At 58.8% G+C, this 21,551-nt stretch carries 23 protein-coding genes; 11 read left to right on the top strand and 12 right to left on the bottom strand.

The window, feature by feature from the left end:
• The 3 genes from ACIOU6_RS19455 to ACIOU6_RS19445 all read left to right on the top strand — a co-directional run.
• A partial coding sequence (locus tag ACIOU6_RS19455; RefSeq protein ID WP_401138655.1) for an ACT domain-containing protein occupies window positions 1–142 on the top strand: 142 nt, incomplete at its 5' end.
• A 24-nt stretch (window positions 143–166) separates the two neighbouring features.
• A complete protein-coding gene (locus ACIOU6_RS19450) occupies window positions 167–547 on the top strand; it encodes a RidA family protein (protein ID WP_003229509.1) in 381 nt (126 codons plus the stop codon).
• Window positions 548–616: 69 nt separating this feature from the next.
• On the top strand, window positions 617–1,357 hold the full coding sequence (locus ACIOU6_RS19445; RefSeq protein WP_401138652.1) for a hypothetical protein: 741 nt from the start codon (window positions 617–619) through the stop codon (window positions 1,355–1,357).
• A 141-nt stretch (window positions 1,358–1,498) separates the two neighbouring features.
• On the opposite strand, the gene ACIOU6_RS19440 is transcribed toward ACIOU6_RS19445, so the two are convergent.
• Complete coding sequence (locus ACIOU6_RS19440; protein WP_401138651.1) at window positions 1,499–2,356, bottom strand: SDR family oxidoreductase; 858 nt, start codon at window positions 2,354–2,356, stop codon at window positions 1,499–1,501.
• A gap of 188 nt (window positions 2,357–2,544) precedes the next feature.
• On the opposite strand from ACIOU6_RS19440, the gene exbB reads away from it, so the two are divergent.
• The 6 genes from exbB (at window position 2,545) to ACIOU6_RS19410 (ending at window position 9,477) form a co-directional block, all read left to right on the top strand.
• The gene (exbB, locus tag ACIOU6_RS19435; RefSeq protein WP_221730903.1) at window positions 2,545–3,537 is read left to right on the top strand and encodes a tonB-system energizer ExbB; all 993 of its coding nucleotides are present in this window, start codon (window positions 2,545–2,547) and stop codon (window positions 3,535–3,537) included.
• A gap of 6 nt (window positions 3,538–3,543) precedes the next feature.
• Window positions 3,544–3,972: a TonB system transport protein ExbD gene (exbD, locus tag ACIOU6_RS19430; protein WP_221730904.1), complete on the top strand. Its 429-nt coding sequence runs from the start codon at window positions 3,544–3,546 to the stop codon at window positions 3,970–3,972.
• Window positions 3,969–4,715 (top strand): energy transducer TonB, encoded by a 747-nt coding sequence (locus ACIOU6_RS19425; RefSeq protein ID WP_221730905.1) that lies wholly within the window; start codon window positions 3,969–3,971, stop codon window positions 4,713–4,715. The genes exbD and ACIOU6_RS19425 overlap by 4 nt, the downstream gene beginning before the upstream one ends.
• A gap of 267 nt (window positions 4,716–4,982) precedes the next feature.
• Complete coding sequence (locus ACIOU6_RS19420) at window positions 4,983–5,912, top strand: hydrogen peroxide-inducible genes activator (RefSeq protein WP_201229284.1); 930 nt, start codon at window positions 4,983–4,985, stop codon at window positions 5,910–5,912.
• 9 nt (window positions 5,913–5,921) lie between these two features.
• On the top strand, window positions 5,922–7,997 hold the full coding sequence (gene recG, locus ACIOU6_RS19415; RefSeq protein ID WP_221730906.1) for an ATP-dependent DNA helicase RecG: 2,076 nt from the start codon (window positions 5,922–5,924) through the stop codon (window positions 7,995–7,997).
• A 79-nt stretch (window positions 7,998–8,076) separates the two neighbouring features.
• Window positions 8,077–9,477 carry an aminoacyl-tRNA deacylase and HDOD domain-containing protein gene (locus tag ACIOU6_RS19410; protein ID WP_221730907.1) on the top strand — a complete coding sequence of 467 codons (1,401 nt, stop codon included), beginning with the start codon at window positions 8,077–8,079 and terminating at the stop codon, window positions 9,475–9,477.
• 98 nt (window positions 9,478–9,575) lie between these two features.
• Here ACIOU6_RS19410 and ACIOU6_RS19405 read toward each other — a convergent pair whose 3' ends face one another.
• Both ACIOU6_RS19405 and ACIOU6_RS19400 read right to left on the bottom strand, forming a co-directional pair.
• The gene (locus ACIOU6_RS19405) at window positions 9,576–10,931 is read right to left on the bottom strand and encodes a hypothetical protein (protein ID WP_401138650.1); all 1,356 of its coding nucleotides are present in this window, start codon (window positions 10,929–10,931) and stop codon (window positions 9,576–9,578) included.
• Between the two features lie 176 nt (window positions 10,932–11,107).
• Window positions 11,108–11,491 (bottom strand): SCP2 sterol-binding domain-containing protein, encoded by a 384-nt coding sequence (locus ACIOU6_RS19400; protein WP_401138649.1) that lies wholly within the window; start codon window positions 11,489–11,491, stop codon window positions 11,108–11,110.
• Between the two features lie 231 nt (window positions 11,492–11,722).
• Here ACIOU6_RS19400 and ACIOU6_RS19395 point away from each other — a divergent pair, with 231 nt between their 5' ends.
• Together ACIOU6_RS19395 and ACIOU6_RS19390 are read left to right on the top strand one after the other, a co-directional pair.
• Entirely contained in the window at window positions 11,723–12,340 is a 618-nt protein-coding gene (locus tag ACIOU6_RS19395) for a hypothetical protein (protein ID WP_401138648.1), read from the top strand.
• Window positions 12,341–12,730: 390 nt separating this feature from the next.
• The gene (locus ACIOU6_RS19390; protein ID WP_401138647.1) at window positions 12,731–13,102 is read left to right on the top strand and encodes a DUF6124 family protein; all 372 of its coding nucleotides are present in this window, start codon (window positions 12,731–12,733) and stop codon (window positions 13,100–13,102) included.
• Between the two features lie 114 nt (window positions 13,103–13,216).
• Here ACIOU6_RS19390 and ACIOU6_RS19385 read toward each other — a convergent pair whose 3' ends face one another.
• The 9 genes from ACIOU6_RS19385 to ACIOU6_RS19345 form a co-directional block, all read right to left on the bottom strand.
• Window positions 13,217–13,378, bottom strand: a complete 162-nt coding sequence (locus tag ACIOU6_RS19385) for a hypothetical protein (RefSeq protein ID WP_221730912.1) — start codon at window positions 13,376–13,378, stop codon at window positions 13,217–13,219.
• Between the two features lie 37 nt (window positions 13,379–13,415).
• Window positions 13,416–13,949: an N-acetyltransferase gene (locus tag ACIOU6_RS19380; protein ID WP_339466455.1), complete on the bottom strand. Its 534-nt coding sequence runs from the start codon at window positions 13,947–13,949 to the stop codon at window positions 13,416–13,418.
• A 279-nt stretch (window positions 13,950–14,228) separates the two neighbouring features.
• Window positions 14,229–15,248, bottom strand: coding sequence for a hypothetical protein (locus ACIOU6_RS19375; protein ID WP_339466454.1), 1,020 nt, complete (start codon window positions 15,246–15,248; stop codon window positions 14,229–14,231).
• Between the two features lie 154 nt (window positions 15,249–15,402).
• On the bottom strand, window positions 15,403–16,425 hold the full coding sequence (locus ACIOU6_RS19370; RefSeq protein ID WP_401138646.1) for a hypothetical protein: 1,023 nt from the start codon (window positions 16,423–16,425) through the stop codon (window positions 15,403–15,405).
• On the bottom strand, window positions 16,422–17,183 hold the full coding sequence (locus ACIOU6_RS19365; RefSeq protein ID WP_401138645.1) for a lysozyme inhibitor LprI family protein: 762 nt from the start codon (window positions 17,181–17,183) through the stop codon (window positions 16,422–16,424). Before ACIOU6_RS19365 ends, ACIOU6_RS19370 begins: the two co-directional genes overlap by 4 nt.
• Window positions 17,180–18,046, bottom strand: coding sequence for a type IV pilus biogenesis/stability protein PilW (locus tag ACIOU6_RS19360; RefSeq protein ID WP_401138644.1), 867 nt, complete (start codon window positions 18,044–18,046; stop codon window positions 17,180–17,182). The genes ACIOU6_RS19365 and ACIOU6_RS19360 overlap by 4 nt, the downstream gene beginning before the upstream one ends.
• 4 nt (window positions 18,047–18,050) lie before the next feature.
• A complete protein-coding gene (locus ACIOU6_RS19355) occupies window positions 18,051–18,506 on the bottom strand; it encodes a hypothetical protein (protein WP_401138654.1) in 456 nt (151 codons plus the stop codon).
• A gap of 86 nt (window positions 18,507–18,592) precedes the next feature.
• The gene (locus ACIOU6_RS19350; RefSeq protein WP_401138643.1) at window positions 18,593–19,102 is read right to left on the bottom strand and encodes a hypothetical protein; all 510 of its coding nucleotides are present in this window, start codon (window positions 19,100–19,102) and stop codon (window positions 18,593–18,595) included.
• A complete protein-coding gene (locus ACIOU6_RS19345; protein WP_401138642.1) occupies window positions 19,099–21,549 on the bottom strand; it encodes an alpha/beta hydrolase in 2,451 nt (816 codons plus the stop codon). Before ACIOU6_RS19345 ends, ACIOU6_RS19350 begins: the two co-directional genes overlap by 4 nt.
• Window positions 21,550–21,551 lie beyond the last annotated feature (2 nt).

Genomic DNA, 21,551 nt, shown 5'->3' with positions numbered 1-21,551 from the left:
AATCAGCATGGACGAACGCGATGGTCGCATCAGCGTCGTCCAGTTGGTGGTCAGCGTCCACGACCGTGTGCACCTGGCCCGCGTGATCAAGAAACTGCGCGCCTTGACCGGGGTGATCCGCATCACCCGCATGCGTGCATAACTCAACCATTACAAGGAGTCATACATGACCAAGACTGTTATCACCAGCGACAAGGCCCCGGCCGCCATCGGCACTTACTCCCAGGCGATCAAGGCTGGCAACACGGTCTACATGTCGGGCCAGATTCCTCTGGACCCAAAAACCATGGAACTGGTTGAAGGCTTCGAAGCCCAGACCGTTCAGGTGTTCGAGAACCTCAAAGCCGTTGCCGAAGCCGCCGGCGGTTCGTTCAAGGACATCGTCAAACTGAACATCTTCCTCACCGACCTGAGCCACTTCGCCAAGGTCAACGAGATCATGGGCAAGTACTTCGACCAGCCATACCCGGCCCGCGCCGCCATCGGCGTTGCTGCCCTGCCGAAAGGCTCGCAGGTTGAAATGGATGCCATTCTGGTCATCGAGTGATGCGCACGGCGCGGCCTTCAAACGCCGCGCCGACTGCCCAGCAAGAAAAGGTTTTGAAAGGATTCCACCATGCGCAAAGCGCTAGCTTTCCCGCTGCTCGCCATTTTCCTCGGCGGCTGCGCCAGCAACCCTGCCGACCGTGACATCAGCGGCACCTGGATCAACCAGGTGGCGATCGATGCCGCAGCCAAGGGCGCCCCCCTGCGCGAGGCGCTTCAGGCTTACGGCCCGAACCTGGAGTGGGACGTCAACACCAAGGCCGGTCAGGCCCGCTACACCAACGGTTTTGAGAATGTCGAAGGACGGCTGCTGGGCGAACAGTCCGGCGCCTGGAAAGTCGACTTCTATGGCAGCTCCGCCAGCGAGCTGAAGCGCGACGGCAGCCAACTGGAACAGGCCGCGAGCGAAAACGAACCGGAACAGGTTTTCGACCGTGCGCAGATTCCCGTGCCGGAAGGCGCGCCGATCGGTGCCAGCTTCGAACGCGCGCTGTATTCCGCCTACATGGGCGGCAACTGGACAATCGTCAGTGGCCAGGGCGAAGGCAGCACAGTGCAATTCCAGGCTGACGGTCAGGTCTCGGGCCTGCCTGGCGCCGACCGCTACGCCTTGTGCCTGGCAGGTGACTGCGCGTCGATGAGCAGCACCAATGACAACATGTGGCTGCAGCTCAACGGTCAGGGCAATGCCTATATCTTTGCGCGCAAGGGCAAGGAACTGGAGATCTTCCAGGCGGTGAACACGGCACTGGCGGATGAAATGCCGCAGTACACGCCGGGCGAGCGCAAGTGGTTGCTCGAGAAGCAGTAAGCACGCGCTGAGAACAGCACATAAACCTGCGGGAGCGGGCTTGCTCGCGAAAGCGGCGGATCAGTCGACATTAAAGTTGCCTGACACTCCCTCTTCGCGAGCAAGCCCGCTCCCACAGTTGTTTTCAGGGGTGCCTGAGAGTCAGCATTTTCCCTCGAGGATCGCTGCGTAGCCTTCGCGATAAGTTGAATACTTTGGCGTCCAACCCAACGCTTTCGCCCGGGCATTGCTGCAACGCTTGCTGCCGGTACGCCGCACGCTGGCGTCCTCCGCCCACTCGGTCACACCGAGATACTCGCGCAACCAACCTACCACTTCGGCCAGCGGCGCCGGCGCATCATCGACACCGATGTAAAACGGATCCAGCGCCACACCGCGGCGATCCGCCTCCAGCAAAAACGCCAACAATCCCGCCGCATCATCGGCATGAATGCGATTGCCGTACAGCGGCGGCTCGACGGCCACACGATAACCGCGCCGCACTTGGGTCAGCAGCCATTCACGGCCCGGACCATAGATGCCGGTCAGCCGCAAGACGCTCGCCGGGATGCCACTGTTGAGCGCTACCTGCTCCGCCTCCAGCATCAATCGACCTGAATAACCAGTGGCGACGGTCTCGGAAGTCTCATCCACCCACTCTCCGTCCAGCTGCCCATAAACGCTGCTGCTGGACACAAAGATCAGTCGATCAGGCACCTGCCCATAGTCGTCCAGCCAGCTCAGCACGTTCTGCAAACCCTGCACATAAGCCGCGCGATAGCCGGCCTCGTCGTGATCGGTCGCCGCTGCGCAATACACCAGGTAATCCACAGCGCCCACTGGCCAGGTCGCCGGGCAGTCTTCATTGAACAAGTCGCCGGCAACACCGATGACACCGTCCGGCAAACGCGAGACATCACGGCGCAGGCCATGAACCTCCCACCCAGCGGTCAACAGTTGCGTGGCAAGACGACTGCCGACATCACCACAACCGGCAATCAAAACAGAAGGCGCGGACATCAAAAAACTCCCATCGGAAAGGGACAGACTAGCCTTGGCACGAGACAAGCGGCTAGCAATCAAGGAAAAAAAGATACTCTATTACTTTTGTTAACAAGAATTAATTGCAATAATGCACGCCACTTTTGTTCTCGGCCTCACGAGGCCTGAAAGAGCAACAACGTTTTTCTATCTCAGGTCCGGCCAGCATGACACGTAATCAAATCCCCGCTTCGCCAACCACACGACCTCGCGCCTGGAGTGCGGTTGCAGCTCTGCTGCTCAGTCTGATGCTGGCGCCAGTTGCAGCCTTTGCTGACGCCACTGCCCCCGCTGCCAACCAATCGGCCGCCACCACTCCACAGGACGTGCCGAGAAATCCAGACGGCAGCGTCGACACCTCTTCACTGCCGCCAGAAGTACAAGCGTCCCTGGCCAAGTTCGGTGAACTGGCAAAGCAGGTCGACCCGCAACAACTGGAAGCCGACAACTCCCTGGGCATGGCCCACGACCTGTCGCCATGGGGCATGTACCAGAACGCCGACATTATCGTGAAAATCGTGATGATCGGTCTGGCCATTGCTTCGATCATTACCTGGACCATCTGGATCGCCAAAGGCTTTGAGCTGATGGGTGCCAAGCGTCGTCTGCGTGGTGAAATCGCTCAACTGAAAAAATCCGCCACCCTTAAAGAAGCCAGCACCACTGCGGCGAAGGAAGGCACCCTCGCCAATCTGCTGGTTCACGACGCCCTTGAAGAGATGCGCCTGTCGACCAACAGCCGCGAGAAAGAAGGCATCAAGGAACGCGTCAGCTTCCGTCTCGAGCGCCTGGTAGCTGCCTGCGGTCGCAACATGAGCAGCGGCACCGGCGTGCTGGCCACCATCGGTTCCACCGCGCCGTTTGTCGGCCTGTTCGGCACCGTGTGGGGCATCATGAACAGCTTCATCGGCATCGCCAAAACCCAAACCACCAACCTCGCCGTCGTGGCACCCGGTATCGCTGAAGCACTGCTGGCTACCGCGCTCGGTCTGGTTGCCGCGATTCCAGCGGTCGTCATCTATAACGTGTTCGCCCGATCCATCGCCGGTTACAAGGCGCAGGTGTCCGATGCGTCGGCACAGGTGCTGCTGCTGGTCAGCCGTGACCTCGATCACCAGCCTGAGCGCAGCTCGCAACCGCACATGGTGAAAGTGGGGTAATCGGCCATGGGCCTGCATTTGAAAGAAGGCGCAGACGACGATCTGGCCGAGAACCACGAAATCAACGTCACGCCGTTCATCGACGTGATGCTGGTGCTGTTGATCATCTTCATGGTGGCCGCGCCGTTAGCCACCGTGGACATCAAAGTCGACCTGCCTGCCTCGACCGCCAAACCGGCGCCGCGGCCAGAGAAACCGGTGTTCCTCAGTGTAAAAGCTGACCAGCGCCTGTTCCTCGGCGAGGACGAAGTGACGCCCGAAGCCCTCGGCGCCACCCTCGACGCCCGGACCAAAGGCAAAAAAGACACCACCATTTTCTTCCAGGCTGACAAAGGCGTGGATTACGGCGACCTGATGAGCGTGATGGACAACCTGCGCGCCGCCGGTTACCTGAAAGTGGGTCTGGTCGGCCTCGAGAGCGCAGTCAAGAAATGATCACGACGCGCCATAAACTGACGCGTTACGGCGCCAGCCTCGCCGTGGTGCTGGGCGTTCATGCGCTGGCCATCGCGCTGGCACTGAACTGGACTGCCCGCCCGCCCATCGAATTGCCACCGCAGGCAATGATGGTCGAGCTGGCACCGGTCCCAGCCCCGCCACCGCCGGCTCCGCCGAAAGTCGTCACACCGCCGCAGCCACCGGCTCCGGTTGAAGAGTTGCCGATTCCGAAACTGGCTGAAGCGCCAAAAGCCGAAATTGCGGTGCAAAAGCCCAAACCGAAACCAAAGCCGAAACCGCCGAAACCGGTCGAGAAGAAGCTGCCCGATCCACCCAAGGAAAAGCCTTCCGAGGAAAAACCGGCCGACACGCCACCGCCCCCCGCACCGACGGAGAAAACCGCCCAACCTGCACCGGGCCCGTCGCCCGCCCAAATGGCCGCCAAGGCCAGTTGGCAAAGCTCTCTGCTCGCGCATTTGTCCAAGTACAAGAAGTACCCGGACAGCGCCCGGGCACGCAACAAGACCGGGACTAACCGTCTGCGTTTTGTGGTCGATGGCGAAGGCAACGTGCTGTCGTTCGAACTGGTGGGCCGTTCCGGCAACGCCGATCTGGACCGGGCCACCCTGGAAATGATCCGCCGCGCCCAACCGCTGCCCAAGCCACCGGCCGACATGTTGAACAATGGCTCGATCGAAATTGTTGCGCCGTTTGTTTACTCACTTGAGAAACGCCGCTGATCCAGTGTGGGAGCGGGCTTGCTCGCGAAGGCGTCGTGTCAGTCGATATAAATCTATCTGACACACCGTATTCGCGAGCAAGCCCGCTCCCACAAGGGTTATGCGTCGCCCCCTGGATCCGAAATAAAGGCACCGAAAGGTGCCTTTTGCCTATCTGCCAGCGGCAAACCCCACATTGCCTGGTGTCGCACGCCGCCCTCAGTCTGATAACGTGCGTCTATCGATCGCAGCCGGTATGCTTGGCCCGCATCTTCATGGACGCTTGCTATGACCCTCACAGAATTACGCTACATCGTTACCCTCGCCCAAGAGCAGCACTTCGGCCACGCGGCCGAGCGTTGCCACGTCAGCCAGCCGACCCTTTCGGTGGGCGTGAAAAAGCTTGAAGACGAACTCGGTGTGCTGATTTTCGAGCGCAGCAAAAGCGCCGTGCGCCTGACCCCGGTCGGCGAAGGCATCGTCGCCCAGGCGCAGAAAGTGCTTGAGCAGGCCCAAGGCATTCGCGAACTGGCCCAGGCCGGCAAAAACCAGCTGACCGCCCCACTCAAAGTCGGCGCGATCTACACCGTCGGCCCGTACCTGTTCCCACACCTGATTCCACAACTGCACCGGGTCGCCCCGCAGATGCCGTTGTACATCGAAGAAAACTTCACCCACGTGCTGCGCGACAAACTGCGCAACGGCGAGCTCGACGCGATCATCATCGCCCTGCCGTTCAACGAAGCCGACGTGCTGACCCTGCAACTCTACGACGAGCCGTTCTACGTCCTGATGCCGGCACAGCACCCGTGGACGCAAAAAGAAACCATCGACGCCGGCCTGCTCAACGACAAGAGCCTGCTGCTGCTCGGCGAAGGCCACTGCTTCCGTGATCAAGTCCTCGAAGCCTGCCCGACCCTGACCAAGGGCAACGATGGCGCCAAGCACACCACGGTCGAATCCAGCTCGCTGGAAACCATTCGCCACATGGTCGCGTCGGGGCTGGGCATCTCGATCCTGCCGCTGTCGGCAGTCGACAGCCACCACTACGCCCCGGGCGTGATCGAAGTGCGACCGCTGTCGCCGCCGGTGCCCTTCCGCACCGTAGCGATTGCCTGGCGCGCGAGCTTCCCGCGCCCGAAAGCCATCGAGATCCTCGCCGACTCCATTCGCCTGTGCTCGGTGGCCAAGCCAGCGGCACCGGTTACAGCCGGTTAAGCGAGCGTCATGACGGAGCTGTCGCAAGTGTCGGTGACGGCACTCAAGGGTGTCGGCGAAGCCATGGCCGAGAAACTGGCCAAGGTCGGTCTGGAGAACCTCCAGGACGTGCTGTTCCACCTGCCGTTGCGCTATCAGGATCGCACCCGCGTGGTGCCGATCGGCCACTTGCGGCCGGGACAGGACGCCGTGGTCGAAGGCACCGTCAGCGGCGCCGATGTGGTCATGGGCCGGCGCCGCAGCCTCGTCGTGCGCTTGCAGGACGGCACCGGCGGCCTCAGCCTGCGCTTCTACCATTTCAGCAACGCGCAAAAAGAAGGCCTCAAGCGCGGCACGCGGATTCGCTGCTACGGCGAAGCCCGGCCCGGCGCCTCGGGGCTGGAAATCTACCACCCCGAATACCGCGCCATCACTGGCGACGAGCCGCCGCCGGTGGATGAAACCCTGACCCCGGTGTATCCGCTCACCGAAGGCCTGACCCAAGCGCGCCTGCGCCAGTTGTGCATGCAGACCCTGACCCTGCTCAAGCCCAGCACCCTGCCCGACTGGCTGCCGACCGAACTCGCTCGCGACTATCAACTGGCACCGTTGGCCGATGCGATCCGCTACCTGCACAACCCACCGGCTGATGCCGACGTCGATGAACTCGCCCTCGGTCATCACTGGGCCCAGCATCGTCTGGCCTTCGAAGAACTGCTGACCCATCAACTGTCTCAGCAGCGTCTGCGCGAGAGCATGCGCTCCCTGCGTGCGCCGGCGATGCCCAAAGCCACAAAACTGCCGCCCAAATACCTGGCCAACCTCGGTTTCAGCCCGACCGGCGCCCAGCAACGGGTGGGCAACGAAATCGCCTACGACCTCAGTCAGCACGAACCGATGCTGCGGCTGATTCAGGGCGACGTTGGCGCGGGTAAAACCGTGGTCGCTGCCCTCGCCGCGCTGCAAGCGCTGGAGGCCGGTTTTCAAGTCGCCCTGATGGCGCCCACCGAAATCCTCGCCGAACAACACTTCATCACCTTCAAGCGCTGGCTCGAACCGCTGGGCATTGAAGTCGCTTGGCTGGCCGGCAAGCTCAAGGGCAAGAACCGCGTCGCCGCGCTGGAGCAGATCGCCAGCGGCACGCCGATGGTGGTCGGCACTCACGCGCTGTTCCAGGACGAAGTGCAGTTCAAGAACCTCGCGCTGGTGATCATCGACGAACAACACCGTTTCGGCGTGCAGCAACGGCTGGCACTGCGGCAAAAAGGCGTCGGCGGGCGCATGTGCCCGCATCAACTGATCATGACCGCCACACCGATTCCACGCACGCTGGCGATGAGCGCTTACGCCGACCTCGACACCTCGATCCTCGACGAACTGCCGCCCGGCCGCACCCCGGTCAACACCGTGCTGGTGACTGATACGCGCCGCGTCGAAGTCATCGAACGGGTGCGCGGTGCTTGCGCCGAAGGACGTCAGGCCTATTGGGTGTGTACGCTGATCGAAGAGTCCGAAGAGCTGACCTGTCAGGCTGCCGAAACCACGTTTGAAGACCTCACCCTCGCCCTCGGCGAGTTGAAAGTCGGGCTGATTCACGGGCGTATGAAACCCGCCGAGAAAGCCGCCGTCATGGCTGAATTCAAGGCCGGCAACCTGCAACTGCTGGTCGCCACCACGGTGATCGAAGTCGGCGTCGACGTGCCCAACGCCAGCCTGATGATCATCGAAAACCCCGAACGCCTCGGCCTCGCGCAGTTGCACCAACTGCGCGGCCGCGTCGGTCGTGGCAGCGCGGCCAGCCATTGCGTGCTGCTCTACCATCCGCCGCTGTCACAGATCGGTCGCCAGCGACTGGGCATCATGCGCGAGACCAACGACGGTTTCGTCATCGCCGAAAAAGACCTCGAACTGCGCGGCCCCGGCGAAATGCTCGGCACCCGCCAAACCGGCCTGCTGCAATTCAAGGTCGCCGACCTGATGCGCGACGCCGACCTGCTGCCCGCCGTGCGCGACGCCGCACAAGCCTTGCTGGAACGCTGGCCGACCCACGTCAGCCCCTTGCTCGACCGTTGGCTGCGTCATGGGCAGCAATACGGCCAAGTGTGAGCACCGTCGCAGTTTCTGACAGATCGTTCTGACCAAGCTGGTTATACTCCTGCCATTGTTTCAAAAACGGATACAGATCATGACCGAAGCCGCTCTCGCCCCCGAATCCCCGCACGCGCCGTCTGTCATTCGGCTGCTGCTAGGCAAGCTGGGCATCGCCTACGAAGAAGTGCTCGACCACCACGGCCTCAATGCATCGCGCAAGGTACAAGCCGTGTTGCTGGACGACGCCGTCGGCGCGCTGATGGTGCTGTTTCCGCAGAGCCAATTGCTGGACCTCAATCGCCTCGCCGAACTGACGGGCCGGCGCCTGACCGCCGTGTCCACCGAGCGCCTGGAAAAGATGCTCGGCAAGCACAGCCTAAGCCTGCTGCCGGGCCTGCCGGCGCTGACCAGTTCACCGTGCCTCTACGAAGAAAGCCTGCTGCGTGAGCCAAAGCTGCTGATCAACTCCGGCGAGCCGGGCCTGCTGCTGGAAATCACCAGCGAAGCCTTCAAGACCATGCTGACCAAGGCCAGCGCCGCCAACTTCGGCGAAGCCCTGAGCAGCATCCGCCCGAACCTCGACCGCCCGGACGATGACCGCGAGGAAATTACCCAGGCCGTGCAGGCGTTCACCGCGCGGCGCATCCAGCAACGTCTGGAAGCGACCATCGAGATTCCGCCGCTGGCCGAAACAGCACAGAAAATAATCAAACTGCGCGTCGACCCCAACGCCACCATCGACGACATCACCGGCGTGGTCGAAACCGACCCGGCGCTGGCCGCGCAAGTGGTGAGCTGGGCAGCGTCACCGTACTACGCTTCGCCGGGCAAGATTCGTTCGGTGGAAGACGCGATCGTCCGTGTGCTCGGCTTCGACCTGGTGATCAACCTCGCGCTGGGCCTGGCCCTCGGCAAGACCCTGAGCCTGCCCAAAGACCACCCGCAGCACACCACGCCGTACTGGCAGCAGTCGATCTACACCGCCGCCGTCATCGAAGGCCTGACCCGCGCCATGCCGCGCGCCCAGCGCCCGGAAGCCGGTCTGACGTATCTGGCCGGTCTGCTGCACAACTTCGGTTACCTGCTGCTGGCCCACGTATTCCCGCCGCACTTCTCGCTGATCTGCCGCCACCTGGAGGTCAACCCGCACCTGTGCCACAGCTATGTCGAGCAACACCTGCTGGGCATCAGCCGCGAACAGATCGGCTCGTGGCTGATGCGCTACTGGGACATGCCAGACGAACTGGCCACCGCCCTGCGCTTCCAGCACGACCCAAGCTACGACGGCGCCTACGCTGAATATCCGAACCTCGTGTGCCTGGCCGTGCGCCTGCTCCGCAGCCGTGGCATCGGTTCCGGCCCGGATGAAGACATCCCCGACGCCCTGCTCGAACGCGTCGGCCTGACCCGCGACAAAGCCAACGACGTCGTCAGCAAAGTGCTTGAGGCCGAAGTCCTGCTGCGCGAACTGGCCTCGCAGTTCAGCCAGGCCTGAAACGCATCGCGGGCAAGCCCACTCCCACAAGATCTACGCGATCCCTGTGGGAGCGGGCTTGCCCGCGATGAATGCAACTTGACCTGACTGCCGACCCTTCACCCCAGATATCGAGTTATCCAACCACCTTGGGTTGAACCCTGTCTGGATACCACTTCACCGCATACAACAATCCGACCGTCTGCGGTGATTGCCATATCTCTGGCCACTTCCAATCCGTCCCGATCATCGAACACCACCCAACCTTGTTTGTTGAATGTCAGATCCAGTTCCCCAGTCAGTAAGTAACGCGCACAGATCGAAAATGTGTGATCGGTCACAAATTCGCTACCCCCGGTTCCCGACAGAATCAAACGACCGCCCCCCTCTGAGCCAAACGCACAACGGCTCCACTGCTGGCCCATGTCCATCAATTTGGAATACAAGGGCTTCCCTTGGTTAAACACCAAGTTGTATGCACCGTCACGGTTCAATACCAAAATTGCTCCCACGCCTGTATGAACAGTTTCAAATAGCCCGCCGACGAGGGCGATCAAGCCATCTTTCTCCCTTACCGCAATGCTGTAAATCGACAAGAGATATCCCGGATTTGGCAACATCAAGGTCGAAAACTGCACGTCTTGTTTTCCATCAGCGTTAAAGCGTGTGACGTACCAGCCGGGATCGCCATAAGTACGATATTCACCAAATACGACTAGTTGGCCATCTAGCTGGGCGGCCAAGCCTCTACCGTAATTTTCGATGACCCCTTCTAGTTGGACGAAAGCACTACCGGTTCCGTTAAACGACTTATCGAACGTGCCATCCGGATTTAACCGAACGACCAAGCCCTTGAGTTCACCGACAGAATAATCAGCCGCCGAGGTCATCAAGACGATCTTGCCATCCGTTTGCTCAACTGCCGTAGTTGGAGATGGACTACTGAATCTGAGCTCTTTGAGGCCATCGCCTGCGGCTCTTCGTTCGGCGATTCTCGCTTGGATTCCAAGCACTTGCTCAGGAGTTCCGCCACTCAGAGGATCGAAAAAAACAACTCCGCCCTCACCAAAGCGTTCGTCAAGACGACCATCCTTTAGCAGGCGAACGACTGCATCTGCGAGACTCTCTTCGCTCTGGTACTGACAAGTAATCAGCACCCCGTAATCCGCTAACAGACTAATGCCGTAAATGAAGTTAACGTGCGTACCGGGAAGAGATATCTCGGTAAAACCTTGCTGGTTTTGACCAAACCCCGTCCCTGAATCAAGCTCCCCGGTGGCGGTCAACCGAACTACCACAAAACTGGCAGGCCTCCCGGACGAGCGACTCACTGCAAACAACTTGCCGTCAGGCAACGAAATGACCGCTTGCGGGGCCTTAGCAGAAAATTCGGGGAAGCCCCAATTGAGCACGCCGTCATTGGCAAAGGAGGGATCGAGCGTGCCTGCCTGGGTGGTACATGTGGATTGAGCCATGTGGGTGCTCCAGCAAGTTTCGGGAAGTCCCGCGCTACGAGACTCTAACTTGAGTAGAACACTGCCAATGGCGCGTCCACACCTGATAGAAATGACAGTTCGACTGTCTTTGAAAGCCAAAACACCCACGCCAGAGGCCAAGGCTGAGAACCGCAAAGCTCCCCTCGCGCCAACAATCAAGCCTTCGGCTTGGCCTTTCTCGGCTTCAAATACTTGGTCAACCCCTGGAACCACATCACCAGCGCCGGGTTGCCTTTGATCTGGATCGACTTGTCCTGAATCCCCTGCATGAACGCAAATTGCTTGTTCTTCGCCTGCATCGTGGCAAAGCCATACGCCGCATCTTTGAAGGCAATCGCAAACGCAGGCTCGGCATACGTGCCGGACTTGCTGGTGATCCGCTGATCCTTCACCACGAAATGCCGCGCCACTTTCCCGTCCAGGGTCTGTAGCTGAAACACCAATGCCTTGTCACCCAACTGCTGCTGGAACGCAGGATTTGTCCGACTGGCCTTACCCATCAACAGACCCAGCATCCACAGAAGAAAACGAAATTTCATGCGCACAGCCTCAAAAGGAAAATGAACGGCCGGCGCAGTTTAAGGGATTCGGAAAGATTCGCCACTATCGCCCATGGTTAGAAGACGATGCCGCGCTTTTCTCGCATGATGACTGCCAAGTCACGCCATCTCGCCAGGCAACTACCTGCGCTGGTTTTGTGTGCTATACCCACAATCGTGCCGTTTGGGTCATCCCCCCAGTTTTCCAACCAATCGAAAAAGGAAGATTCGATGAATTTGGACATTCCGCTTGATCAAGGAACGTGGCTCAACACCAATGTCATAGATCTTCAAAGTCTGGGTGGCGTCTGTCATGCCATGTCGACTGAGTGGGTTCTTACCACATTGCAAAATCAACCTTGGGATATCGAGACTGCGTATTTGCGTGGGGTGTCTCACCAAAGGGCCTATGCCCTCAGATGGGAATATGCACTCAGAGGCAATTGGGGTGGTGCCCAATATGCCCAGTATCTGCAGATTGCCGCATCCCCCACCCAAAGATTTATCGAAGACCCGGCGCGACGCCAAGGACGGCCGTTTCATGCCCATCACGTTCATAGCCTCATTCAAATGGCCCCTCACCTTGCATTAGCTGCGGGCAGCGGCGCGGTCATCGTTATGTTTGGCTCCGATGCCAACCAACCCGCCACCGCACAGAACTGGGGGCACACTGTCGCCATGGTGCGTACTGGAGCTGGGATCTATCAATTTCTTGATGTTAACGAGGGTCGGTATAGCTGGCAGGCTGGTGCCACCAACGCCGTGGTCGCACAAGAAGTAAGGCAGAAGCTACGCGATTGCTACTGGGGTTGGGGCATCCGGGATATCTATATATTTAAGGTCGGCTAATAACCTCGGTCCTACACCTGCCGACACACATTTCTGTAGGAGCCGCCGAAGGCTGCGATCTTTTGATCTTCCACCCCGCAAACCTATGGGAAATTTCCTGCAAAGCGCCGGGGTGTTCATGAACTAGGCGAGTTGACTGGCTATCGATAGGCTCTGTGTGTCGCCGCAAAATCGGTGACTCGGACGTGCAAGTCCGGTTCAGGTGCACAATCGCTGGTGGCATTTCGCCGAGTGTTTTCCTATGCTCGCGAGTCGTTATGGCGGCTGTGCGTCGGAGACCTTCGGGTCTGCCGGGTTCCTGGACCGGTCTTGCACACCAACGCACAGCTGCCACCTATTCGAAGTGCAAAGCGAATTGGTGTCGGCCTCACAACTCCAGGAAGCTGCACCATGATCAAACCAACACCCAACCCCCCAGAAAACCCAGAAACCTCTCCCTACGAATCCCCCAGCTCAAAGAAATTCCACGAAGCCGCCGAGCGCGCCCTCGATCACCATTTCAAACCCGCCGTCGAACCACGACCAAAACGCCAGGGCGGCCTCTTCAGCCTCTCCCCCGGAACCGACGCCGAAGCCCTCATGGCCAACGCCTCCGAAGACCTTCTGTCCATCAGCGTCATTTCCGCCGACCTGGCCGACGACCTCGAAGGCTCACGCCGCTCAGTCGCGCTGGCACTGAGCAGAATGTCGGACGGCGTGAGATTGATGGTCGAAGGCATGCTCGACCACATTGAAGTGCGCAGTACGCCGACCAAGCCGTGAAGCGATTTGCGGATGCAGAAAGGGGACGTTAAGTCCCCTTTCTGCAATTGCCTGCAAAAATCCAGACACAAAAAAGCTGCCAATCAGGGCAGCTTTTTTGAGAATCCAAAACCTTCAACCGGCCAGTCGACCGACAGGCTCGAAATCACAGCCGTTGGACAGAGCAACATCCAGAAAGCGGCTGCGCTTACCGGAACGCTTGGCCAAAGCTTCACGAGCTTCAGCCTGGAACCGGGCAGCCATCATAGGCTTGGGTTCATGTTTGGACTTTTTCATGGAAACCTCTCGGGTCTCTAAATTTGACTGGATGGTATTACTGCTCAACCCCAATAACAAGCCGGCCCGTCGGATCAAAGGCAAACCCTAGACTCTCATACATCGGTATAGCACCGGCTGCTGGTTCTTGAACTTCAATTTCCGTACAGCCTATTAAGATCGCGTAGTTTTCAATCGCGGTTAATGCCAAAGCGGCCACTGCGCCCCGCAACGGATGAGATCTATCCGGCTTACCCTCCAGAATCACAATCTTGATGCACAGCTTGCTCTTGCGAGGCGACGCATAACACAGCCCACACAATTCTTGGTCGAACCAAATCGAGACGTCAAAACCACGGGTGTCTGTTTGCTTCCATTGATGCACATCGTGCCACGGGTACAAGGTAACCTCATCTCCCCAAAGATCGGCGGCTTCGATGGCAACGGGAGTAATGGGCTCATATCGAATTTGCGTTGTATCAATACCTCTGATTATTAGGTTCTGGTTCCCGCGCGCCAGATCTTCCGCTGCCTTACGCGCTTCAGATCGCCAGATCTGGTAGCGATACCCGTTCCCTCGATTTCTGGACATGGACAATCACTGGCAACTTTAAAGGTCATGAGAATATCGGCATTTGAAAGCTTGTGAATATCAACAGAAATACCCTGACATTGATTATCTGGCCCGAGCAATTCGCGGCCCTCTAACCTCAGCCACTTACGCAATCGCTCATCGGCAGGACGGGATGAGACTGACTTCGGAAGGGACGCTCGACCACGTCGGAGTGCGGAGCGGCGCAGCCAAGTCGTAGCGAAATTTGCGGATGAAAAAAGGGGACGTTAAGTCCCCTTTCCTGATCCTCAACAACGGTTAGCGAAAGTCCTCTGCACTTTTTGGACGTGCCTCCAATCCGAAAATCGCTGCGCGGTGGATGTATGCATCACCACCAGCATTACAAGACTGTCGGAACACAACCTTGTCGTCCTTGAGTACTGAGAGATAACTCACAAACGCCTGATTAACGAGGTAGGTATAAGCACCGCTTTTGAACTTGATGATGTTCAGGTTCACGCTGCCTTCCGACGCATCCACGACGAAGAATTTGCCCTTGGGCGGCGAGGCAGTCTTCGGATAGACCATTTCTATTTTTCCCGGTACGCCATAACGGTACTGAACAGAACCGGCCGTGGGCTTGTTGTTTCCTTGCGCACAAATGGAAACCGTCTTGCCGCCCTGCAACGGGCAACTGAAGTAAATGGATTCGTCATCCGAACACAACGTCTCGTCCTGCCCGCCCTTCAATGGCGCTGTTTCTCGCGAGACACGCTCCGGTGTTTGAGTGACATCGGCGCAATTGGACAAACACACCAGTTTCGAAAGGTCCGGAACATCGCTTTCAGTAAACAGGTACGTCGCTGAACCATCCCGGTTGCGGGCGTGGTAAACGGGAACACTGACGGCCAGCCCCTTGGCAGATACCGGCACTTCGGTGTCCCGACCCGAGACAACCCAGCCTTCGGCCTCCCCGCACAGCGCCTCCAAAGCCACATCACTGAATGGCTCTTTCGTTGGCACTGCGAACGTCTTGGCATCACCTCGACAGTCGTAGCCATGCCAGTAGGGACCGGTCTCCGGATTAATGTCTATCGAGAAGATATAGGCGCCGTCGAGTACGACCTTGCCGCTGTGATAGGTAAACACCAGCCAACGACGCGACTTCGCCCGGGAGTAATTTTCGTTCTCCAGGATGTAGCGGTCACCATCTCGATACAACCAGAAACTACTCATCGCTCCGGCCGACTCTCCCTCCTCGGAGAGACGTTGCCCGGATTGTGCGTCCACCAGAAAATTGTCTTTCAACGCGAACGCGCAGTCGCTGCCGGCGTCCATGCACGACTTGAGGGACGGAAACATCGGCCCCGCTGCCACAGAGAAAGAACACAGCAATAACGCGACCAAGCCTAATCTTTTCAACTTACTTCCCTGCTCATGATTTACGGGTCTGATTGAACAGACTTCTTTCTTGTGCCCAGTTCTCTGCGTTTTAAAGCGAGTAGTCCATCACTTCTTCCAACCGCCAGCATTGCCCACGTACAAACCGATACTCGAAGACATAGTCGGTATCCGGCTTTTGCAAGATGGCGACGGCGTGATCTCCCCGCTCTTCCTTGACGGTCAATGTCAGGCCTTGGACTTCTCGTTTGGCCTGATCCAAGATGATTGGAAACTTGAGTTCATCACCACTAAGGCTGCGCTTTTCCATCTCAGGCTCAGGATCGCCGGCCACAGTCGTGACCATTTTCAGTGGCTGTTGGACGAAGGATTTCTGCACATCGGCGCGCTCGGAGAAGGCTGCGAGGAACGCTGAAAAGTCGGTCGAAGGGCAAGCGACATTGGCCGTATCACCCTCGATTTTGAGTGGCTCCTGACGGCTGCCCTGATCCAGTTTTAAACCCGCAATCATCTTTGCATCCAAGTCTGCCAGACGCTGCTTAATGCTCGCCGCATCCTTGTAAGCACATTCGACTTCTATGTCGTCCTCCAGATCCAGACCGTCTCGGCAGTTCTGGAATTCGGGTTCTGGCGGGTCACCTCGAAAGAACTGCATAGACAATTGATCACCATCCTTGAAGAGCGGCAATTCCAGCACCGAGTAGGAATCACCTTCGAAATGGCTGTGCGAGATTTTGTTCTTTGTCAGAACAAACATCGACTTTCCGGCGCGCGCGGGGGATTTGTGCTCGAAGAAGAACACCGAGGCTATCTGCTCGCCTTCCACCTTCCACACATAGTTCAGCGTGGGTTTGGTTGCGTTCAAGGCTGAATAGAAAATCTCGGCGGTGGGAACGTGAACTCCGGTCGCTTGTTCTTTCAGGTTGTTCTTCAGAAAGAACACCGCGATCTGTTGACCGCCCAAAGACGCCACCACCGGCGGATGCAACTCACCGATGGTTTGTGGATCGCCCGCCAATGCCAATTGAGCCGACAAACCGGCCATGAGTCCAATGGCACAGAGAAAACCTGAAAACCTGCCCAATTCCATTTTCCTTCCATAGTTCATTGTCATGTCGACTCAGGTGCGCCGCATTTCAGCTCTTGGATTTGCGCGTTCTGAATCGGAATTACACAGTCGAGGCGCTTCTCTCCGGGTGCACGAAGCTCCGTCAGGCTGAGCGTTACGTGTAACCCATCCTCGGCAAACGCATGATCCTCAAAACCTGCGTCGGCATAGTCGCTCCAGAATCTCTTGCCATCGAAAGTGCAAAACTGCCTGGACGACAGCACTCTCCAGTTACCGTCAGGCGCGAGAATCTGAACAGTCAGGCAAGGATTGCCGAAGGTACTGACGTAGCGAGCCACAACATCGCCGAAGCGTCGAGAGGCGGATTCAGACACTTGACTGATATTGATCACATCACTCGGTCGATCGGATGCGATCGCGTCCAGATAACCGGCACGCTCCAGACTTATCCGTGCCACACACAGACTGATCATCAAGGACTGCGCCTGTGAGCCCGGTTGTACTTCTGTGGCCTCCAGCAAGCATGTGGTGTCGCGCAACTTGAGCCAGGCACGTTGTGAATCTTTGGCGATTGCCATAAACGCCTCAGCTTGTGCAGGGTCAGCCTCTCGCTGAGAAGCGAAGCGCGCCATGAGTTTTTTGTAGCTGGCATTCAGTTTTGCGTCGGCCGCTTTACGGTCGGCTTCAACACATTCAAGGTATTGCCAACTCACGGTAATGACCTTGCAAGTATCCTCAGCGAACGCAATTGAAGCGGACATCAGCCCAAGGGCCAACACGATAAAACGGGCAAACCTGTTCAATTTTTCATTCCCTGAAGCTTTGATCGCTCAACGACTCGTTGCGGAATTTTCTGTGCCTTGCCAGCGGCAGTCATCGCTTCGCCGTAGTCGCGGTAATAGCGCTGTGCTTCGTCTTTCTTGTTCAATCGCCACAGTGAATCCGCCATGTTCAGCATCAGCACTGTGCGTTCACCGACCGCCTCAACGCCTCGATAAAACTTCAGCGCCAGCTCATCTCTACCGCCCTCGGCCAGATAAAAGCCGAGGTCGTTGTAGGCTTGAACATTTTGCGCCGGGGGATGACACGCCATGTAGGACTCTGGACTTAGAAAGTTCAGGCTCGACTCGATGGACTCTGCGCGAGACTGCACCGGCTCGATACTTGAGACATATTTCAGCAAGTTCTTTGGGGACTTCGTCTCCAGAGTAGGAGTAAGCACATCGCCGTCTGCGGAAACCCACTGATTGCCCTCCCACTGGCCGACACAATAAGTGGCCCAACGATCAGCCAGCACGCAACCGGTCTCCATGGAGATCACAACGCAATGCTGTTGCGACTCCAGTTTTTCCTCACCGTTTTCGAGCGACAACATGCCGAAGATCACTGGATCGAGCAGCAGAGTTTTCTTGTCAGGACTGAGCATATTGGAGTGCCCATCGGCGCCAATGTCGGCGCCGAAGAGCGGGAAGGTTTTACCGTTTGCGGTGAACCATGCGGTCGCCGACTCAACGCCGGGCATCGTCCATTTTGTCGCTCGAAACGTAACCGTGTGCCAGTCGATACCGACAATTGGCGGATCCTCTGCAAAGTTACTGTTGGTGGCAGCGGCAAATGCTGGAAGCAAGAGCAGCAGCGAAAGGCTGCTCGCGAGAAGACAGTTCATCCACTCACTCCTCATCCATCGGCGACGATTCCACGTCGGTCATGCTCAGCAGCCGAAACTCATTGTTAACAAACTCGTAGTAACGATCCCGGTTGCCGCTTTCCAACGTGTTCCCTAGGGCGTCTTCTTCGCCGTCGAGCGTGATGCCCGACACGATGATCAAGCGGCTCTCGGGGTGGTAAACCATGCCGAACGTGCTGCCGTCGTAAGCATTCGGCAGACCGCCAACCACTTCACCGGTCTGGGCGTCCAGCACTTCGCCGCAAATGGCGCTGCCGCCACAGCCGAGCCTGTGCAGGATGTAATGGCCGGCGAAGTTGACCTTGCCTTTCAGGGCTTGCACCCGTGCCTGATCCATCACCGGGTTACTGTTTTCTTGCGGCACCAGCTCATGATGGGGGCCGGTGAATACCGGGGTGACGGTGTAATCCTTGAAGTCGGGGTCGGCGGCGAATGCCATGGATGTGACAGCCAATATCAAGCTGCCGAGAAAAGCCGAAAATCCTTTCACGTAGTAACTCCGTAAATGCAGTAGGAACCAAGGGTTTACTCAGACTGCCCTTCATAAAGCTGTGTCTGCGGGTTGAATTGCCACAGGTGTGGCCGGGTCATCGCTACCTTGCCCTTGTAGCGAATCTGGTCACGCTTATCCCGGATGTAGGAGTAGATCTCGATGTCTTTGACATCGCCGCCGTTCTTGGGCGGGCCGTCCAGAACCTTGACCCCGGCGAAGTAATCGCCGCCCGTGTGTTTCAAATAACCACGGCACTGGATCAGGAAGGCATACGTCATGTCGCCTGCCGAGCCGTGGCTTGAATACGAGAGAAAAATGAAGTCGTCCTGGCCGTCACCATTAAGGTCGCCTTGGTAAACGACCTTGCCCTCTTCCAAGGAAAACCGGTTGTCGTAGAACGACGAATGCACGTCAATTTTTCGATCTGCGCTTTCCACCCATTGCGAGAGATAGTTCTTGGTATCGCTACTCTCGTTGCACAGTTCCGTCGCCATGCCCGCCATTGGCAGCCAGCTCATCATTAACAAAAGCAGTCGCTTCACTTCGCATCCTTCGAACTGATCAATTCCAATTCCCCATCCCGATACACCACCTCACACCCCACCCACGCCGGATCAACCTGCGGTATCACTGCCGACGGCTTGCGCAACTCCCGCAGCAACGTCGAGCCATGGGACAACCGCCCACCCATTCGCGCAATCACCGCCCGCGCGGCTTGGTAATGCGCGTGACGCCCCGGATCGAGGGTGTCTTCAAGCAAAATGTCCTCCCCGAGAACACCCCGCACCTGCCCCGGATAAATCATGAACCCGGTGGCCTGCTCCGCACCTTCGCGACCGTCCTGCCAGAAGCTGCCGTCGCGGCTTCGAACGTCGGGATGTGGCGCGAACCAGTGCTCGCGATCCGCCAACGGCATAGCGTGATGCAGGCGGAAGAAAATGCGCATCAGGTTGTCGCGATACCACTCGCGCACTTGCAGGTAGTAACCGCGCAAGCCCGGCAGACCGGTGGAATGAGCGAGGCGGATCAGCCCTGACCATTGCGGAAATGGCTGGAGCGGCAACTCGCTCGCCGTCGGCCGAGGGGTGGCCGGATCGGTCTCCCACGGCAATCGATGCGGGCTGTTCTCAAGGTTGTCGTAAGCGGTCGGCGGGCGGCCCAGCCAGTCGCCGCCACTGCTGGCCAGCGCCGTGGCGATGCACAGATTGCCTTGCACCACGAACACGTAAAACCGGGTGAACCAATCCGCCAGTTGCTGGCCGTCGGCACCCTGGGCGACGAGGTCGGTCAACTCCTGATCGAAACGCTGCAAGCCACGTTCAAGCGTCAGCAGATGACCACGGGCAATGCGTTGCATACGCAAAAACAGCGGCAACGAACGCAGCATTTTCAGTGGTTGCCACGGCAGATGTGGAGTCGCGCCGCCGACTTCACCGGCGTAGTTGCTGGCGCTGATGCCCCAGTCGGCGAGTCGGGCGAGGAACAGGTCGTTGTTGATGTAGGACGCGCCACCGAACACAGCGGTGAACGGCTCGTTGTCCTGCAACACCCGCGCATCCCAGCGCGCCATGATCGCCGGAATACTTGCCGCTGCCCGGCGCTGGGCGTACTCCACAAAGACGCTCGGTTGCGGCGGCAGGATCTCGGCGATGTTGGCGGCGGTGAGGTGGCGGCGCCAGCCGTAGTCGCTGATCGGTCGGTATTGCAGCAGCCACAGTTGCCCGCCGTCCCAGGCCCATTCGACGTCGCCTGGTACGTAGTGAAATACCCGCAGCACGTCTTGCAGAAATTGCCATAGCCGCTCTTCGGTCAAGCCGTGGGATGGCGTGAACGCGCCGCTTCGCCAGGCATCGCCAACCCGCGAAAGCGTTGCCCGCGAAGGGCTGACATGACCGTCGGCCAGCGATTCGAGATGGCCTTCAACCCACTCCAGCTCTACCGAGAGATGTCGCACGAAGGCGATCCCGGACACTACCGGGGTGACGAAGCGCTGCACCACCACTTCCTCGACGCCTTCGGCCGTCAGTTCGGCGATGCGTTTAGGCACGTTGGCGGTCGGCTCGCGCAGATAGGTGGTGCTCAACCCGGCATTCGCCGAATCGGCCTGATCCTCGCCATAACTGGAGGAGCGCACCGCCCAGGTCACATCAGGTTGAGCAGCGAGAAATGCCGGCAGACGCGGATCGGTGCAGTCGCTGAGCGTCAGCGCCGCCGGCACCGGTTGCCGGGCCAGTTCAGCCAAGCGCAAACGCCCGCCCTTGGTGTGCGCAACAAACCCGCGCTCGCCCGACTCCAGCCACTGCGCAAACTGCGCGGGTGCGTCGATCCACGGGTAATGGCCCCAACCGGGTTTCAGGCTGATGGTCAGATCTGCGCGCGCAAGAATCGCCGACCATGCCGCCGCTTGTTCGATGCCCAGTACCTTGTCCTGATCGCCCCAGACCAGTTCGACCGGGTCGGTGATCCACTCCAGCAAGGGCAGCGCGGTGTCGGCACGGATCAGATCCCAGTGCGGCACAAACGCACGGCAGCGCGCATAACCGGCGCCCATGCGCTGATACTGCGCGGGCGTCCAGGTCTGGTTGGAGAACTTGCGCGCGAACAGCGTGGGTTTGTTCGACAGCAGCCAGTGAATGGACTTGCGGATCGGCAGCGGTGACATCAGTGCCGGCAATCGGCGCTGCCACAAAAAGGCGCCCACCGGCGCCAGCAACACACTGCGAGAAAAGTGCCCGGGCCGACGTTGCAGCGCATGCAGCACCAGCAACGCGTTGACCCCGACGGCCATGATCGCACTGCCCTGCTGCGTCATCGCCAGCAAGGTCTGCGCGTAGTCGGCAAGATCCTCACAGGGTGGCTGCGGATTGGCGCCGAAGCCCGGCAATTCCAGCGGCACCACGTCGTAGCGCTGAAAGTGCGGCAACGCGTCATCCCACCAATCGGCGGCGCTGCCATTGCCGGCCAGCAGGTACATCAACGGCTTGCTCATGG

Origin of the sequence: Pseudomonas sp. NPDC087615, assembly GCF_044743445.1 — a bacterium.
Lineage (GTDB): Bacteria > Pseudomonadota > Gammaproteobacteria > Pseudomonadales > Pseudomonadaceae > Aquipseudomonas > Aquipseudomonas baetica_A.
The sequence above is the reverse complement of the archived record's forward strand: the minus strand, read 5'-3'. Positions and strand labels throughout refer to the sequence as shown.

Coding starts and splice junctions, on each gene's coding strand:
- ACIOU6_RS19450 (WP_003229509.1), top strand. CDS start 167: ATGACCAAGACTGTTATCACCAGCGACAAGGCCCCGGCCGCCATCGGC.
- ACIOU6_RS19445 (WP_401138652.1), top strand. CDS start 617: ATGCGCAAAGCGCTAGCTTTCCCGCTGCTCGCCATTTTCCTCGGCGGC.
- ACIOU6_RS19440 (WP_401138651.1), bottom strand. CDS start 2,356: ATGTCCGCGCCTTCTGTTTTGATTGCCGGTTGTGGTGATGTCGGCAGT.
- exbB (WP_221730903.1), top strand. CDS start 2,545: ATGACACGTAATCAAATCCCCGCTTCGCCAACCACACGACCTCGCGCC.
- exbD (WP_221730904.1), top strand. CDS start 3,544: ATGGGCCTGCATTTGAAAGAAGGCGCAGACGACGATCTGGCCGAGAAC.
- ACIOU6_RS19425 (WP_221730905.1), top strand. CDS start 3,969: ATGATCACGACGCGCCATAAACTGACGCGTTACGGCGCCAGCCTCGCC.
- ACIOU6_RS19420 (WP_201229284.1), top strand. CDS start 4,983: ATGACCCTCACAGAATTACGCTACATCGTTACCCTCGCCCAAGAGCAG.
- recG (WP_221730906.1), top strand. CDS start 5,922: ATGACGGAGCTGTCGCAAGTGTCGGTGACGGCACTCAAGGGTGTCGGC.
- ACIOU6_RS19410 (WP_221730907.1), top strand. CDS start 8,077: ATGACCGAAGCCGCTCTCGCCCCCGAATCCCCGCACGCGCCGTCTGTC.
- ACIOU6_RS19405 (WP_401138650.1), bottom strand. CDS start 10,931: ATGGCTCAATCCACATGTACCACCCAGGCAGGCACGCTCGATCCCTCC.
- ACIOU6_RS19400 (WP_401138649.1), bottom strand. CDS start 11,491: ATGAAATTTCGTTTTCTTCTGTGGATGCTGGGTCTGTTGATGGGTAAG.
- ACIOU6_RS19395 (WP_401138648.1), top strand. CDS start 11,723: ATGAATTTGGACATTCCGCTTGATCAAGGAACGTGGCTCAACACCAAT.
- ACIOU6_RS19390 (WP_401138647.1), top strand. CDS start 12,731: ATGATCAAACCAACACCCAACCCCCCAGAAAACCCAGAAACCTCTCCC.
- ACIOU6_RS19385 (WP_221730912.1), bottom strand. CDS start 13,378: ATGAAAAAGTCCAAACATGAACCCAAGCCTATGATGGCTGCCCGGTTC.
- ACIOU6_RS19380 (WP_339466455.1), bottom strand. CDS start 13,949: ATGTCCAGAAATCGAGGGAACGGGTATCGCTACCAGATCTGGCGATCT.
- ACIOU6_RS19375 (WP_339466454.1), bottom strand. CDS start 15,248: ATGGACGCCGGCAGCGACTGCGCGTTCGCGTTGAAAGACAATTTTCTG.
- ACIOU6_RS19370 (WP_401138646.1), bottom strand. CDS start 16,425: ATGACAATGAACTATGGAAGGAAAATGGAATTGGGCAGGTTTTCAGGT.
- ACIOU6_RS19360 (WP_401138644.1), bottom strand. CDS start 18,046: ATGAACTGTCTTCTCGCGAGCAGCCTTTCGCTGCTGCTCTTGCTTCCA.
- ACIOU6_RS19355 (WP_401138654.1), bottom strand. CDS start 18,506: ATGGCATTCGCCGCCGACCCCGACTTCAAGGATTACACCGTCACCCCG.
- ACIOU6_RS19345 (WP_401138642.1), bottom strand. CDS start 21,549: ATGAGCAAGCCGTTGATGTACCTGCTGGCCGGCAATGGCAGCGCCGCC.